This is a genomic window from Spiroplasma endosymbiont of Amphimallon solstitiale (assembly GCF_964030965.1).
In the GTDB taxonomy this organism is placed as follows: domain Bacteria; phylum Bacillota_I; class Bacilli_A; order Mycoplasmatales; family VBWQ01; genus Spiroplasma_E.
Genome location: NZ_OZ034999.1, coordinates 261,536 through 276,011, shown reverse-complemented (window position 1 = coordinate 276,011; position 14,476 = coordinate 261,536). Strand labels below are relative to the sequence as shown.

At 29.0% G+C, this 14,476-nt stretch carries 26 protein-coding genes; 2 read left to right on the top strand and 24 right to left on the bottom strand.

What is annotated here, in order from left to right:
* Window positions 1-13 precede the first annotated feature (13 nt).
* Window positions 14-958 carry an IS30 family transposase gene (locus AAHH39_RS01715; protein WP_342217458.1) on the top strand — a complete coding sequence of 315 codons (945 nt, stop codon included), beginning with the start codon at window positions 14-16 and terminating at the stop codon, window positions 956-958.
* A gap of 365 nt (window positions 959-1,323) precedes the next feature.
* Entirely contained in the window at window positions 1,324-1,461 is a 138-nt protein-coding gene (locus tag AAHH39_RS01710; protein WP_342218615.1) for a hypothetical protein, read from the top strand.
* Window positions 1,462-1,484: 23 nt separating this feature from the next.
* On the opposite strand, the gene AAHH39_RS01705 is transcribed toward AAHH39_RS01710, so the two are convergent.
* The 24 genes from AAHH39_RS01705 to rplV form a co-directional block, all read right to left on the bottom strand.
* Entirely contained in the window at window positions 1,485-2,222 is a 738-nt protein-coding gene (locus AAHH39_RS01705) for a M60 family peptidase N-terminal accessory domain-containing protein (protein ID WP_342218614.1), read from the bottom strand.
* A gap of 386 nt (window positions 2,223-2,608) precedes the next feature.
* Window positions 2,609-2,974, bottom strand: a complete 366-nt coding sequence (gene rplQ, locus AAHH39_RS01700; protein WP_252319218.1) for a 50S ribosomal protein L17 — start codon at window positions 2,972-2,974, stop codon at window positions 2,609-2,611.
* A 19-nt stretch (window positions 2,975-2,993) separates the two neighbouring features.
* On the bottom strand, window positions 2,994-3,962 hold the full coding sequence (locus AAHH39_RS01695) for a DNA-directed RNA polymerase subunit alpha (protein ID WP_342218613.1): 969 nt from the start codon (window positions 3,960-3,962) through the stop codon (window positions 2,994-2,996).
* An 18-nt stretch (window positions 3,963-3,980) separates the two neighbouring features.
* The gene (rpsK, locus tag AAHH39_RS01690) at window positions 3,981-4,373 is read right to left on the bottom strand and encodes a 30S ribosomal protein S11 (RefSeq protein ID WP_342218612.1); all 393 of its coding nucleotides are present in this window, start codon (window positions 4,371-4,373) and stop codon (window positions 3,981-3,983) included.
* A 17-nt stretch (window positions 4,374-4,390) separates the two neighbouring features.
* Window positions 4,391-4,789: a 30S ribosomal protein S13 gene (gene rpsM / locus AAHH39_RS01685; RefSeq protein ID WP_174480910.1), complete on the bottom strand. Its 399-nt coding sequence runs from the start codon at window positions 4,787-4,789 to the stop codon at window positions 4,391-4,393.
* Window positions 4,790-4,813: 24 nt separating this feature from the next.
* Window positions 4,814-4,927 (bottom strand): 50S ribosomal protein L36, encoded by a 114-nt coding sequence (rpmJ, locus tag AAHH39_RS01680; RefSeq protein ID WP_342218611.1) that lies wholly within the window; start codon window positions 4,925-4,927, stop codon window positions 4,814-4,816.
* 21 nt (window positions 4,928-4,948) lie between these two features.
* Window positions 4,949-5,269 carry a translation initiation factor IF-1 gene (gene infA, locus AAHH39_RS13220; protein WP_425288911.1) on the bottom strand — a complete coding sequence of 107 codons (321 nt, stop codon included), beginning with the start codon at window positions 5,267-5,269 and terminating at the stop codon, window positions 4,949-4,951.
* Window positions 5,269-6,051 carry a type I methionyl aminopeptidase gene (gene map / locus AAHH39_RS01670; protein WP_342218610.1) on the bottom strand — a complete coding sequence of 261 codons (783 nt, stop codon included), beginning with the start codon at window positions 6,049-6,051 and terminating at the stop codon, window positions 5,269-5,271. The genes infA and map overlap by 1 nt, the downstream gene beginning before the upstream one ends.
* Window positions 6,044-6,709, bottom strand: a complete 666-nt coding sequence (locus AAHH39_RS01665) for an adenylate kinase (protein ID WP_342218609.1) — start codon at window positions 6,707-6,709, stop codon at window positions 6,044-6,046. The genes map and AAHH39_RS01665 overlap by 8 nt, the downstream gene beginning before the upstream one ends.
* 9 nt (window positions 6,710-6,718) lie before the next feature.
* Complete coding sequence (gene secY / locus AAHH39_RS01660; protein WP_342218608.1) at window positions 6,719-8,077, bottom strand: preprotein translocase subunit SecY; 1,359 nt, start codon at window positions 8,075-8,077, stop codon at window positions 6,719-6,721.
* Window positions 8,078-8,521 (bottom strand): 50S ribosomal protein L15, encoded by a 444-nt coding sequence (gene rplO, locus AAHH39_RS01655; protein WP_174480916.1) that lies wholly within the window; start codon window positions 8,519-8,521, stop codon window positions 8,078-8,080. It abuts the gene before it with no gap.
* Window positions 8,522-8,530: 9 nt separating this feature from the next.
* Window positions 8,531-9,235 (bottom strand): 30S ribosomal protein S5, encoded by a 705-nt coding sequence (gene rpsE, locus AAHH39_RS01650; RefSeq protein WP_338974152.1) that lies wholly within the window; start codon window positions 9,233-9,235, stop codon window positions 8,531-8,533.
* An 18-nt stretch (window positions 9,236-9,253) separates the two neighbouring features.
* Window positions 9,254-9,604: a 50S ribosomal protein L18 gene (gene rplR / locus AAHH39_RS01645; protein ID WP_174480918.1), complete on the bottom strand. Its 351-nt coding sequence runs from the start codon at window positions 9,602-9,604 to the stop codon at window positions 9,254-9,256.
* A 30-nt stretch (window positions 9,605-9,634) separates the two neighbouring features.
* On the bottom strand, window positions 9,635-10,189 hold the full coding sequence (gene rplF / locus AAHH39_RS01640; RefSeq protein WP_252319239.1) for a 50S ribosomal protein L6: 555 nt from the start codon (window positions 10,187-10,189) through the stop codon (window positions 9,635-9,637).
* Between the two features lie 12 nt (window positions 10,190-10,201).
* Window positions 10,202-10,606, bottom strand: a complete 405-nt coding sequence (gene rpsH / locus AAHH39_RS01635; protein ID WP_174480920.1) for a 30S ribosomal protein S8 — start codon at window positions 10,604-10,606, stop codon at window positions 10,202-10,204.
* 13 nt (window positions 10,607-10,619) lie between these two features.
* On the bottom strand, window positions 10,620-10,805 hold the full coding sequence (locus AAHH39_RS01630) for a type Z 30S ribosomal protein S14 (RefSeq protein WP_174480921.1): 186 nt from the start codon (window positions 10,803-10,805) through the stop codon (window positions 10,620-10,622).
* A 1-nt stretch (window position 10,806) separates the two neighbouring features.
* Window positions 10,807-11,364: a 50S ribosomal protein L5 gene (gene rplE / locus AAHH39_RS01625; RefSeq protein ID WP_342218607.1), complete on the bottom strand. Its 558-nt coding sequence runs from the start codon at window positions 11,362-11,364 to the stop codon at window positions 10,807-10,809.
* A 21-nt stretch (window positions 11,365-11,385) separates the two neighbouring features.
* Window positions 11,386-11,733, bottom strand: a complete 348-nt coding sequence (gene rplX, locus AAHH39_RS01620) for a 50S ribosomal protein L24 (RefSeq protein ID WP_252319242.1) — start codon at window positions 11,731-11,733, stop codon at window positions 11,386-11,388.
* Window positions 11,734-11,746: 13 nt separating this feature from the next.
* Complete coding sequence (gene rplN, locus AAHH39_RS01615) at window positions 11,747-12,115, bottom strand: 50S ribosomal protein L14 (protein WP_174480924.1); 369 nt, start codon at window positions 12,113-12,115, stop codon at window positions 11,747-11,749.
* Between the two features lie 21 nt (window positions 12,116-12,136).
* The gene (rpsQ, locus tag AAHH39_RS01610) at window positions 12,137-12,415 is read right to left on the bottom strand and encodes a 30S ribosomal protein S17 (RefSeq protein WP_342218606.1); all 279 of its coding nucleotides are present in this window, start codon (window positions 12,413-12,415) and stop codon (window positions 12,137-12,139) included.
* The gene (gene rpmC / locus AAHH39_RS01605) at window positions 12,415-12,909 is read right to left on the bottom strand and encodes a 50S ribosomal protein L29 (RefSeq protein ID WP_342218605.1); all 495 of its coding nucleotides are present in this window, start codon (window positions 12,907-12,909) and stop codon (window positions 12,415-12,417) included. The genes rpsQ and rpmC overlap by 1 nt, the downstream gene beginning before the upstream one ends.
* A complete protein-coding gene (gene rplP / locus AAHH39_RS01600; protein ID WP_281748520.1) occupies window positions 12,890-13,375 on the bottom strand; it encodes a 50S ribosomal protein L16 in 486 nt (161 codons plus the stop codon). Before rplP ends, rpmC begins: the two co-directional genes overlap by 20 nt.
* 1 nt (window position 13,376) lies before the next feature.
* Complete coding sequence (rpsC, locus tag AAHH39_RS01595; protein ID WP_252319246.1) at window positions 13,377-14,120, bottom strand: 30S ribosomal protein S3; 744 nt, start codon at window positions 14,118-14,120, stop codon at window positions 13,377-13,379.
* A gap of 16 nt (window positions 14,121-14,136) precedes the next feature.
* Complete coding sequence (rplV, locus tag AAHH39_RS01590) at window positions 14,137-14,469, bottom strand: 50S ribosomal protein L22 (RefSeq protein WP_174480929.1); 333 nt, start codon at window positions 14,467-14,469, stop codon at window positions 14,137-14,139.
* Between the last annotated feature and the right edge of the window lie 7 nt (window positions 14,470-14,476).

Below are 14,476 nucleotides of genomic sequence, written 5' to 3'. Positions count from 1 at the left end.
AGGAATTAGCACAATGTATAAGTATCTGACTATTGAATCAATAATAGCAATAAAAGAATATAAAAGTTATGGATTTTCGATTCGTAAAATAGCAAAAGCCATTGATTATAGTAAATCAACTGTACATAGAGTTTGTAGATTATTAAATCAAAACTTATTACCATTAGAAATATTGAATAAAATTCAAAAAAATAAACAAAATGCAGGTAGAAAATTAATAATTTTAACTTTAATAGAAATTAATACTATTAATCATTTGTTAATTACTAAAAATTATGCTCTTGATATAATTGCTAATTTTTTAAAGGAAAATAAAATAAAAAGTATTTCAACAAAAACTTTATATAACATGTTTAAAACAAATCGAATGGGTTTTGATGAAAATAACTTATTGAGAAAAGGAAAAAATAAACCTCACAAACAAAAAGAAACTAGGGGCAGAATTAATAATTGTAAGTCTATTCATGAAAGAAATTTAATCATTCCTAATATTAAAAATATAGAAGAATTTGGTCATTTAGAAGGTGATACTATCATTGGTAAAGATCATAAAAGTTCTATTATTACTTTAGCTGATATATGATCAAAAACCACAATTCCTTTAGCAACTAAAAATAATAAATCAGAAAATATTACAAAAAGTATAATAAAATTTATTTCAAAGTTACAAAAAGGAACAGTTAAAACTATTACTTTTGATCGTGGTAAAGAATTTAGTAAATGAAAATTAATCGAAAAAAATTGTAATGTTAAGATTTATTTTGCAGATCCTGGTAAACCTTGTCAAAGAGGTTTAAATGAAAATAATAATGGTATTTTAAGAAGATATTTACCAAAATCTACAGATCTATCTTCATATAAACAAAAAGATTTAAATACTATAGCATTTCAAATTAATTCTACACCCAGAAAATCACTATCTTATAAAAGACCAATAGATTTAATACAATTATTTTAAAAAACTGTCCCATTTATATTTACAATTCAGGAATTATTAACTTTCTCTTACTTGGTCACTGCGTGTAGTAGATATTTAAAGGGTGTTAATAATAAAAATTTTAAAATTTTACAATTACAAAAAAAGACAAGATTATTTCTTGTCTTTTTCCTTGTTGATAATTTTAATTTAACTTATAAAATGTATATTTTATTTTTTTAAATACGTCGAATATAAAATATAAATTTAATGTTTTAAGAAAAGAGAGTAATTTTGTCTAATTTTAATGATTTTTAAAATAATTCATTTGGAAATAAGTTAATTATGTAGTAATTTAATTTCCTACTTTTTTGGGAAACTCCCTTCTTTTAATTATGTAGAAAAGTATGGATGACCAAAAATTATTTTTTAATTATGTAGAAAAGTATGGATGATCAAAAATTATTCATCAATTTACACTTAAAATATTATTTTTAATTAAAAATTTGTTAAAAGTAACATTATTTAGTGTAAAAATTCTCTAAAAATAACACTTTATCATGTATCATTACTTTTCTACAAAATTAAAGTTATATTCTAAATTTAATCCACTAACTGTACTTGTTAATTCATAAACTTTATCTAAACGAGTAAATGTTTCATTAATATTATAGTTATTAGGATCTTCATATATTCATAATTCTTTTGCAAGTTCCATTTGAAATGTTCCAAAAACATGTTCTCCAATAATTTCAACAAATGGTGATTCTATATTATCATATAACATTTGTTGAAATTCTTCATTTGTTGTTGTATCAACAACAAATGTTGGAACTTCTATTGGATCTTCAACAACAATTTTAGCAAATCGTGAATTAATGTTATTATTTAATATTTCATTATATTCTTCATTTATTATTTTACTAGAAACAAATGTTAAATCTTCTATTTCTGATTCAATTTCTGATTCAGCAGTAATCAATACTTCATAATCAGTATATTCATTTTTATTATATAGATACAACATACCATCTATTTCAGAAATAATAGTTTGATTTTCTTCATTAATAACATACTCTTTTGGTTTTAAACTTTGACCATCATTTAAATTTTTATAACTTCCTCATTGTCCAATAAAGATGCTAAGTAAAGATTCATCATTTTCTAATAATTTTATTGTTATTTTTGATCCTTTAACTACAAAAATTCCTGTTGGAGTAAATTTAGAATGATTAAGTACTTTTTGTTCCTTAGTAAGATTTTCTTCAACAATACCTTGTGCATTAGCAACAATCATTTTTTTCATATTTTTTCTCCTTTATTTGAGATAAATATTTAAAAATTACTATATCTAGTAAATTTCTTTACAAAAATAATTTTAATGATTGACTGATATTTTTTTGATAATTATTGTTTTATATACAAATAATCCAAATACTATCCCGATCAAATATATAAGTTTTACTTTTTATTAAAGAAACTAAAAACTCCTTATAAAAATAAGGAGTTTTAATTATAAAATAAAACTTATATATGTAATATAACATTGAAATAATAAAAATACCATAAAAAATATTTATCAATAATTGTATTAAAAAATACAATTTTATTTAAAATTGTCAACATATAAAAAAGAGAAAACATAAAAATGCTTTACTCTTTCCAAAAATTTTCTTGCTTTAATATTTTTAATTAAACAAAAGTAATTAATACCATTGGTGCATTATCACCAGTTCTATTATCTACTTTAATTAACTTTGTATATCCACCTTTACGGTCTTTATATCTTTCAGCAATATTGCCAAATAATGTTGGAATAACACCATCCTTTGGATGCTCTTTAGTTGTAATTTTACGCAATTTAGCAATTGCCATTCTTCTTGAATGCAAATCACCACGTTTAGCTAACGTTACTAAAGGTTCAATAAATGTTTGTAATCTTTTTGCTCTTTTTTCTAACAAAACTAATTTTCCATGAACAATTAATTCACTTGCTAAATTACGGATTTCAGCATCTACTTTAGCACTATTTCTTCCAATATCGTTAATATATGACATTTTTTCTTATCCTCCTTACTTAGTTTTTAATAGAAAACTCTAAATTATGTTTTGATACACAATCTTCAATTTCTTTAATTGATTTTGAACCTAAATGTTTAATTTGTTTAATTTCATCTAAACTTTTACTTACAATATCACCCAAAGTTTTATAACCATCACGTTTTAAACAATTGTATGAACGAACAGTTAAATTCAATTCTTCTAAGGCTTTGTTTAAATCATTATTTTCTTGCTCATTAGTAATTGAAATAACTTCAAAGTTTTTAACATTATCATCTAAATTAACAAAAAATTCAATATGACTCATTAAAATTTTAGCTGCCATTGCAATAGCTGATGCTGCTTTAACTGAACCATTAGTTTGTACACCAAGAATTAATTTTTCATATTCAATACCTTTTAATGTTTTAGTTACAGGTTCAATTTTATAATCAACTTTTTCAACGGGTGAAAAGTTTGAATCAATAGCAATAATGCCTGAACTATTAGCAATTTCTTTTTTATTTTCCTCAAATGAAGAATAACCACGAGATTTCTTTACCATTAATTCCATTTCAAAAAGAACATTTCTTGAAGTTGTTCGAGCAATAATTAATTCTGGATTAACTACTCTAACATCAGTTGGACAAATAATATCTCCAGCAGTAATATCTTGTTCACCAGTAATACTAATTTTTAAATTAGCAATTTTTTCGTCCTTTTGAATATCACCATCAAAAGCTAAAACTAAGTCCTTAACATTTAAAATTATTTCAGAAACATTTTCAATTACACCTTTAACTGCAGTAAATTCATGAGATACACCACTTATTCTAATTGCATATACAGAAATACCTGGTACTGAAGATAATAATGTTCTTCTTAAGGCATTAGCTAAAGTTGTTCCATAACCACGTTCTAATTGACTCACAATAAATTCACTGTAATTAATAGCACTATTTTCACTGTTTAAACTAAATTTTGGTTTTAAAAATTGTTGTTCCATGTTTTATTTTCACCTACTTTATTTTCTTGGTTTTTTTGGTGGACGACAACCATTATGAGGGATTGGTGTCACATCATTTAAATCTTTGATTTCAAAACCTACTGCTTGTAAACTACGAATTGATGGTTCTCTTCCTAGTCCTGTTCCATTAACAAAAACACTTAAAATTTTAACTCCGTGTTCCATAGCAGTTTTACCTGCAGCTTCAGCTGCTAACTGTGCTGAGTGAGGAGTTGATTTACGAGTTCCTTTGAAACCTACTGCTCCAGCACTTGATCAAGCAATAACATTACCATTAAGATCAGTAATAGTAACAATAGTATTATTAAAACTTGCTTTAATAAATGCTTTTGCTTTAATAAAATTAGGATTAACTTTAATTTTTTTCTTTACTGTTGTTTTTATATTCATTATTTTTTTCCTCCTAATTAACTTGCTTTTTTCTTGTTAGCAACCGTTTTACGTGGTCCCTTGCAAGTTCTTGCATTAGTTTTTGTTGATTGTCCTCTGGCTGGTAATCCTTTACGATGACGAATACCACGATAACATCCAATTTCCATTAATCTCTTAATGTTTAAAGACACTTCACGTCTTAGTTCACCTTCAGTTTTATATTTCTTTTCAATTAATTGACTAATTGAACTTAATTCTTTTTCTGTTAATTCATTAATTTTTTTAGTTTCTTCAATTTTTAGTTCTTTTAATATTTCTGAAGATTTGCTGCGACCAATTCCATAAATTCTTGTTAAACCAATTACTGTATGTTGATTTCCAGGAATATTTACTTGCGCAATTCTTCGACTTGCATTGTTAGTATTTGATGTCATATTTATTTTTCCTCCTTAATATTTCTATCCTTGACGTTGCTTATGTTTAGGATTTTTACAAATGATTACATTACGTTTTTTACGTTTGATTGGTTGACATTTGTCACAAATTTTTTTAACTGATGCTTGTACTTTCATCATTTTCCTCCTGTTAAACTATTAGTTTTCTTTGTTTTCATCATCTTTATTTATCAGTAAATGTGTAGTAGCCATTCTGTTACGAAAAGTAATTCGTCCTTCAGTTAAATTATAAGTTGATAATTCAACTTTTACATGATCACCTTTGATAATTTTAATTTTATGTGTTTGCATACGACCCGATGGTCTTACAATAGGAGTAAAGTCATATTCATTCAACTTTACTTTAAATCTAGCATTAGGTAAGACTTCTATTACTATACCTTCACATTCAATAGTACTATCATTAGTTTTTTTTACTTTTTGAACTTTGGGTTTAACTACTTGTTTTGGTTTAGCCATTAATTACATTCCTCATTATTTTTTTGATTTTCATTAAGTATTGTTAGTACTTCACATCCATCATTAGTTACTAGGATAGTGTGTTCAAAGTGAGCAGTTTGCTGTTTATCAGCAGCAACTACTGTTCACTCATCACTTAAAACCAGAATTTTATCAGTTGTTGTTTGAACCATTGGTTCAATACAAATTGTCATTCCTGACTGCAATTTTATTCCAGTGTTGGGCTTACCAACATTAGGAATAGCTGGGTCTTCGTGGAGTTTTTTACCAATACCATGCCCAGTATATGATGTTGGTAAATAAAAGCCTTCGCTTTCTACATAAGTTTGAATGGTGTTACTAATATCACCAATTCTAACTCCTGGTGCAATAATTGCTATTGCTTTATTTAATGACTCTTTAGTCACATTAATAAGTTTTGCTTGTTCTGGTGTTGGTTTACCACCAACACACATTGTAAAGGCAGCATCTGCATGATAACCATTAACAGCAGCACCAGCATCAATTTTCACAATATCATTCATTTTAAAAGGTTTATCATTAGGAATGCCATGAATTAATTGTTCATTAACTGAAACACAAATTGTGGCAGGAAACCCATGATAATTTAAAAAAGAAGGTACAGCATTATTTTCTTTAATAATTTGTGCTGCCACTTTATCAAGCATTTTACCCGTTATCCCAACTTTTATTATCTTTGCTAACTCTTTATGAATAAGTGCTACTACTTGACTAGCAGCTTTGATATTTTGAATTTCACTTTGACTTTTAATGCTAACCATTATTTTTATTTCCTTTTAATGATGATAAATATGATTTAATTTGTTTTTTAATATCACTATTATCTTGGTTGGCATCCACTGTTCTTAACAGTCCACGTTCTTGATAAGAATCTACCAATGGTGCCGTTGCTACTTTGTAAGTTTTTAAACGATTGATAATTGTCTTTTTATCACTATCATCAATTCGCTTAATTAATTTTACCCCATCATTATCACAAATACCAGTAATCTTTGGTGGTAGGAAATTAAGATTATAAATTGCTTTACATTGAGGACAAGTAACCCTTGAAGACAAACGTTTAATAACTGTTTCTTCATTAATATCTAGATACAATACCATTGAAAGCGTTTCATTCAAACTTGTTAATACTTTATCTAATGATGCTACTTGTGAGATTGTTCTTGGATAACCATCAAGAATAAAATTATGTTTAATATTTTTTAAAGTATTACTAATAATCTCATTTGTAATCTCATCAGGAACATATTGACCCTTATTAACATAAGTTTGAGCTTTTTTACCTACTGGTGATTGTTTTGTGATTTCATCACGAAACAAATCACCAGTTGATAAATGCATTAAATTATATTGTTCTTTCAGAAACTGTGACTGTGTCCCTTTCCCTGATCCTGGTGGACCTAAAATAATTAAATTCATCGTTACCCCCTAAGACCATAAATGTTCTTTAGCATCTTTGTTTTCCTTATAATTTAAGAATGAATGTTGAGTAATTCGTCCCTTAATTTGTTTTGTTGTATCTAGTGCTACTCCAACCATAATTATTAATCCAGTTCCACCAACCGCTAATGAAGAAGGTAGATTAGTAAATTTAGAAATCAAAAATGGGGTTACTGCAACAGCAGTTAAGAAAAAGGAACCAATCGTACTTAAACGATTTAACATTCTTTTAATATAAACTTCTGTTTCCTTCCCTGGCTGAACGCCAGGAATATAAGTTCCTGATTTTTGAAAATTCTTAGCCATTTGTTCGGGATTAATTTGCACTTGTGCATATAAAAAAGTAAACATAATCGTCATTATAGCAAAAATACTAATTCCTGGCCACGACTGTAAAGATAAATAATTTCTAGCAAAATTAGCAAAACCACTATTTTGATCAACAATTTGCGCCACTGTCATTGGAGCAGTAATTAGTGCCGAAGAAAAAATAACTGGAATTACTCCGGCTGAGTTAACTTTTAAAGGTAAATAAGAACTTTTATCACCCTTTAAAGTTAAACCACTACCAGTTTGTTGAATTGGTAAGTGTCGCTCTGATTCACTAAAGAATACAACAACAAGAATAATCAGTAGGAAGGCTGCAAAATAAAGAGCAAATTTTAAAGTCCCTTGAAAAATAACACCGTTATTAGTATCTGGTCCTACTCAATACTTAAAAGTTGAAGCTAAGTTAAATGGTAAATTAGCAGCAATTCCACCAAAAATAATTAGTGAAATTCCATTACCAATACCACGATTAGTAATCTGATCAGCCATTCATAATGATAACATTGTCCCTGCTAGTAAAATAACTGGAATTAATACATAATAGAAAACTTCTGGTCCGGCTGCTCCCGATCCCGAACTTCAATCAACACTAATAATATGTTGAGATTGTAAGCCAAAGATTGTGGCAAAACCTTGCATAATAGCAAAGGGAACAGTTAATACTCGATTCATTAACTCTAATTTTTTCTTACCTTTTTCTCCTGATTTAGCCCATCTTGTTAAAGTAGGAACAACATCAGTTGATAATAACTGCACAATAATTGATGCAGTAATGTAAGGTGACACTCCAAGTGCAAAAACAGAAAATCTGCTAATAGCACCACCACCTAACATTGAAATTAAATTAAAGAATTCAATACCACTACTATTACTGCTACTTAAATCTTCATTCAAAGTTACTCCTGGAACTGTAATAAATGCTCCAACACGAAAGATAAATAAAATAAAAATGGTAAATAAAATTCTAATTATAACTTCTTTATACTTTTTTATTAATTCACGGGTTGTTATGAACACTTAGATCACCTGCGCTTTTCCTCCGGCTTGTTCAATAGCAGTAATTGCTGATTTTGAAAATTTATGAGCTTTAATTGTTTTTGGTGTTGTTAATTTACCTTTACCAAGAACTTTAATACCATCTTTTTTACTTCTAATTAATTTTAATTGAAATAAAAGTTCAGGTGTTATTTCATGCTCTTTAATTAAATCAATTTGTTCTAAGTTAATAATACTATAATTGGTTGTAGTAAAGTTAGTAAACCCTCGTTTTGAAATACGACGGTACAGTGGTGTTTGCCCTCCTTCAAATCCGGGTCTTGTTCCACCACCGGTACGGGCATTTTGTCCTTTTGTCCCTTTACCAGCCGTTTTACCTTTTCCAGATGAAGTTCCTCTACCTAAACGTTTAATGTCTTTACGAGAACCTGGTGTTGGTTTTAAGTTATGTAATGTTGTTTCCATAATCCACCTCTAACCATTACTACGCTTAGTAGTAAGATTTTTATTTTTTATAAAATATTCTGCTGGTTTAACATTGCCAAGACCTGCAATTGTTGCTCTAGCTAAATTAATTTTATTTCTAGATCTAAATGCTTTTGAATAAATATTATGAATACCAGCTAATTCTAAAATATCACGAGCAGATCCACCAGCTTTAATTCCGATTCCTTCTTTAGCTGGTTTTAATAAAATTTCACTTCCACAATATTTACCTTTAACTTCATGAACAATAGAATTATTGTTTTTAGTTATCGTAATTGTTGTTAAATTTTTGTGAGCAGCTTCAATTGCCTTTTTAATTGCATCAGGAACTTCATTGGCTTTAGATATACCAAAACCAACTACTCCTTTACCATTACCAATAGCAACAGCAGCAGAGAAACGCAATCTTCTTCCCCCAGTTGTTACTTTGTTAATTTTTCTGATTCAAATCACTTTTTCAATAAATTCACTTGGAGTTTTTGGTTTACGTTCAAAATTTTTACGTGGTTCACGAACTTTATTTTCTTTTTTATCGTGGCTATTTCTTGGTTGTGATGAATTAGTATGTCTAATTTTATTTTCATTACCAGTAGGATTTTTTACTTCTGCTTTAACAGAAGGTTTTGCTACTGATTTTTGAACTTCAGTATTTTCTTTATCATCAATAATTGTTTTTTTATTTTCTAAACTCATACTTTTAATTCTCCTTTTTTAGAATTCTAATCCAGCACTACGCGCTGCTTCTGCGAATGCTTTCACTTTACCATGATATAAATATCCACCACGATCAAAAACCACTTTTTTAATTTTTTTCTTAATAGCTAAATTAGCAATTGTTTCTCCAAGTTTAGTAGCAGCATCTATATTGCTTTTTGATGCTAAATCTTTAAATGTTAATGTTGATACACCAATAATTGTATTTGAAGCAGTATCGTCAATAATTTGAGCATAAAAACTATTATTAGATTTAAAGATATTTAAGCGTGGTCTTTCACTAGTACCCATAATTTTACTACGAATACGATAATGACGAACTTTACGAGCTTGTTGTTTATTAATCATTTTCTATTCTCCTTAAGTGCCAGTATAAGATTATTTACCTTTACCAGCAGCTTTTCCTTCCTTACGACGAATGTGTTCATTTTTATATTTAATTCCTTTACCTTTATATGGTTCTGGTTTACGGAATTTACGAATTTTGGCTGCAACTTCTCCAATTAATTGTTTATCAATACCACTAATTTGTAATACTGTTGGTTTAGGAGCAACAATGGTAATTCCTTGCGGAATTTCAAACTTAATAGGATGAGAATATCCTAATGTTAAATTTAAGATATTAGCTTGGACAGCAGCACGATATCCAACACCATTTATTTCTAATTCTTTCATGAAACCTGTTGATACACCAACTAACATTCCATTAATTAATGAATTAGTTGTTCCGTGAAGTTGTTTATTTTTTTTGTTATCATCAGGTCTTGTTGTAGTAATTGTTTTTTTCTCTTCATCAACGTTAATTTTAATAACATTTGGTAATAGTTTTTTTAAAGAACCTTTTGCTCCTGTAACAGTTAACAAGTTACTTGCATCTAGCGTTATTGAAGTATTTACTGGAATGGTAAGGATACGGTTACCAATACGTGACATATAGTTTCCTCCTTATCATACATAAGCAAGAACTTCGCCACCAAGACCAAGTTTTTTTGCTTGTTTATTTGTCATAATACCTTTTGATGTAGAAATGATTGCAATTCCATAACCATTTAACACACTTGGTAAGTCTTCACATTTTGCATACATTCTTAATCCTGGTTTAGATATTCTTTTTAAACCAAGAATTGGACTTTTACCAGTATGAACTAATAAAAGTTCTAATTTAGGTTTGCTAGGATTTTCTTTAGTAACACGATATTTTTCAATATAACCATTTTTTTGCAAGATATCGGCTATCTTAACTAGTTGTTTTGAAGAAGGTACACTAACTACTCGATGTTTACTGCTATCCGCAGCGCTAATAGCATTACGAATAACTGTTAAAATATTACTTATTGGATCTGTCATCATAATTATATACCTCCTATCATGATGCTTTTCTAATACCAGGAATTTGTCCTTGGTATACTAAACCGCGAAAACAAATACGGCATAACATAAATTTACGAATAACCGCATGAGGACGGCCACACTTTTGACAGCGTGTATATGCTTGCGTACTAAACTTTGATTTACGGGCTTGTCTTACTTTTAATGAAGTTTTTGCCATCTTATGCCACCTGCTTTCCTTGTTTTTTAAACGGTAATCCTATTTTTTTTAATAACACTAATGCTGTTGCATTATTTGATGTTGTGGTAATAATTGAGATTTCCATACCACGAACTTTATCTACTTCTTCATAATTAATTTCAGGGAAAATAATTTGTTCTTTAATACCAACAGTGTAATTACCATTTTGATCAAATGCTTTAGCTGATAAACCTTGAAAATCACGAATTCTTGGTAAAGAAATTGAGATAAATTTATCAAGGAAATCATACATTTTTTCGCCACGTAATGTAACTTTACAACCAATTGGCATTCCTGCTCTTAATTTAAAGCCGGCAATTGATTTTTTTGCTTTAGTGATAATTGGTTTTTGACCAGTAATTTTTGATAATTCAGATACTGATTTATCAATGGCTTTTGGATTACTACTTGCATCTCCAACGCCAATATTAATAACAACTTTTTCAATTTTGGGTACTTGCATTATTGATGTAAAATTTAATTCTTTTTGCAATTGGGGAATAATAGTTTTATTATATTTTTCTTGTAAACGATTCATTTTTATGCTGTTACTCCTTTATTATCGTAATTCTGTTTCAGATCTTCGTGCAATACGAATTTTTTTGCCATCTTTATCAATTTTGTACCCAATTTTTGTTACTTTTTTATCTTTTTTACCATCAAGGATCATTACATTAGAAATGTGAACACTAGTTTTTACTTCCACAATTCCACCTTCTTGATCATTTTGAGTAGGTTTTTTATTTTTCTTAGCAGTAATACCTTCAATAATAACACGATTTTTTTCACGAAGTACTTGGATAATTGGTCCGGTATGACCTTTATGCTTTCCTGCAATGATTTTAATTTGGTCGCCTCTTTTTAATTTAGTATCAAGACTAATAACTGGTTTCTTTTTGCTTGCCATTTATTTCATCCTCCTAAACAATTTCTTCTGCTAAAGAAGCAATTTTATTATAACCACGCTCTTTAACTTCACGAGCCAAGACACCAAATACTCTAGTACCACGTGGCGTTTTATCTTCTTTAATAATTACTACTGCATTATCATCAAATTTTACACAAGAACCATCATTACGTTTTACACCAAATTTACTACGTACGACAACTGCTTTAACAACTTGTCCTTTTTTCATTGCACTATTAGGTGTTACTGATTTTGCTGAACAAACAACAATATCACCAATTTTAGCAAATTTTTTAGTACTACCACCCAAAACTCTAATAACCATAACTTCTTTAATACCAGTGTTGTCAGCCACATTGGCTCACGATAGATTTTGTAACATCTTTCTTATCCTCCTGGTTAATTAAGCTTTTTTATTTGTTTTAGATTCAATAATCTTTAACAAACGGAAGCGTTTTAGAGCTGAAAGTGGACGAGTTGAAATGATTTCAACCTTGTCACCAATTTTAGCTTGGTTAGTTTCATCATGGGCATGATACTTTTTAGTTGACTTAAAACTTTTATGGTACATTGGATGTTGTTTTGAAGTTTCAACAACAACAGTAATTGTTTTATCATTTTTGTCAGAACTTACAATTCCAACAAAAGTTTTACGTTGTTTGTTTGGAATAATATTTGTCATTATTCTTTGTCCTCCTTAGCTGGTGTCACAGTTTTCTTAACTGTAGGTTTTTTAGATGGTTTTTCTACTTTAGTAGCAGTAACTTTTTTAACTTCTTTGTTTGATGATTTTGCTTTAGTTGTTTTTTCAATAACTTCTTTTTTAGCAATTTTATCTGATTCTTTAATAACTTCTGATTTAGTTATTGTTTTAACTTTAATATCTTTTTTATCATCAACTTTAGCAACTTTTTTAGTTTTTTTGCTTTCTTTATTTTCTTCTGGTAATACCATTTTATTAATATGTAATGGTTTGATTTTTTCACCATTATTAATTCTGATAGTTAATTCAGTTTTAATACGAGCAATATCCTTACGAAGATTATTTATCATATGCGGAGTTTCTAGTTTACCTAACGAACTTTGAATTCGTAAAGCAAACAATTGTGCACGAAGAGTTTCTTCATGTTGTTGTAATTCTAAAGTTGATTTATTTTTAATTACTTGCATTTCCATTTGCTTCACCCAATTCTGTTGTTAAATTTTTAGCAACCTTTACTTCTTCTGTTGGTTTTATTTCTCTAGTAACAATTTTACATTTGATTGGCAACTTGTGCATTGCAAGACGCAATGCTTCACGTGCTGTTGCTTCATTAGGATATGATACTTCAAACATAACTGTTTTTGCTTTTACTACTGAGACTCAATGATCAATTGAACCTTTTCCTGAACCCATACGTACTTCCGCTGGTTTTCTAGTAATTGGTAAATGTGGAAAGATTCTAATTCAAACTTTTCCACCACGTTTCATGTAACGTGTCATTGCTACTCTGGCTGCTTCAATTTGTCTTTCAGTAATGTAAGAACCTTCTTCAGCACGAAGTCCGTAAGTTCCAAAAGCAACTGTTTTACAACCTTTTGCAGTTCCTTCATAACTTAAACGGTGGACGCAAGAGTGTTTATATCTCTTAGGTATAGCCATCTTACTTTACCTCCTTACGTGGTTGTTGTGAGTAATTATTTCGGCGATTGTTATTATTTCTTTGATTATATTTTGAAATAATTTCAGGTTGAGTTGAGTCAGTTCCTGATAAAATTTCACCTTTATATACTCAAACTTTAATACCAATTTGACCAAAAGTTGTTTTTGCCTCAGCAGTAGCATAATCAATATTACTACGTAATGTTGCTAGAGGAACACTACTTTCTGAATAACCTTCAACACGTGCCATATCCGCTTCACCAAGTCTTCCTGAAACACGAGTTTTAATTCCCTTTGCTCCAGCACGAAGTGCTTTACGAATTGCTAATTTTTGTGTTGTACGATGTGACATACGATTGCTTATTTGTTGTGCTAATGTATTAGCAATTGTTTGCGCATCAATATCAGGATTTTTAATTTCAACAACATTAATTCTAATACCTATTTTACGATTTTTAATTGTTTTACGAACTAGTGTTGTTAATACTTCAATGTTTGAACCGCCTTGCCCTAAAACTGAACCAACACGAACACAGTGGATAAATAAGGTAATTTGTGATTTAGTTCTTTCGATTTCAATTTTAGAAACACCAGAAGTTTTTAAATGCGCAAATAGTGCTTTTCTAATTTTGTGGTCTTCTAAAATTCATTTTGCTAAATCTTCGTTACTAGTTGCATATCAACGTGATTGTCAATCTTTATTGATACCATATCTTAATCCATTTGGACTAACTTTGTGACCCATATTACTTATTTACCTCCTAATTATCGCTAACCACGATAGTGATTTTGCTTGTTCTTTTTAAGATTTGATATGCTCTACCATGAGCACGGGGCATAAATCTTTTCATAGTTGGACCTTCATTTACAAATATTTCCTTAATACGTAATTTGTTGGCTTCCATTCCATAGTTATTAGCAGCATTAGCAACTGCTGAATTAATTAATTTTATAATTGGCTGTGCTGCGCGTTTTTTTTCATGAGCTAGAATTACTAGAGCTTTGGCAACAGCATTATCACGAACTAAATCGGCTACTAAACGCACTTTTCTTGGACTAATGCGTAATTTATCTAAATGAGCTTTTGCTTCCATAATTTCT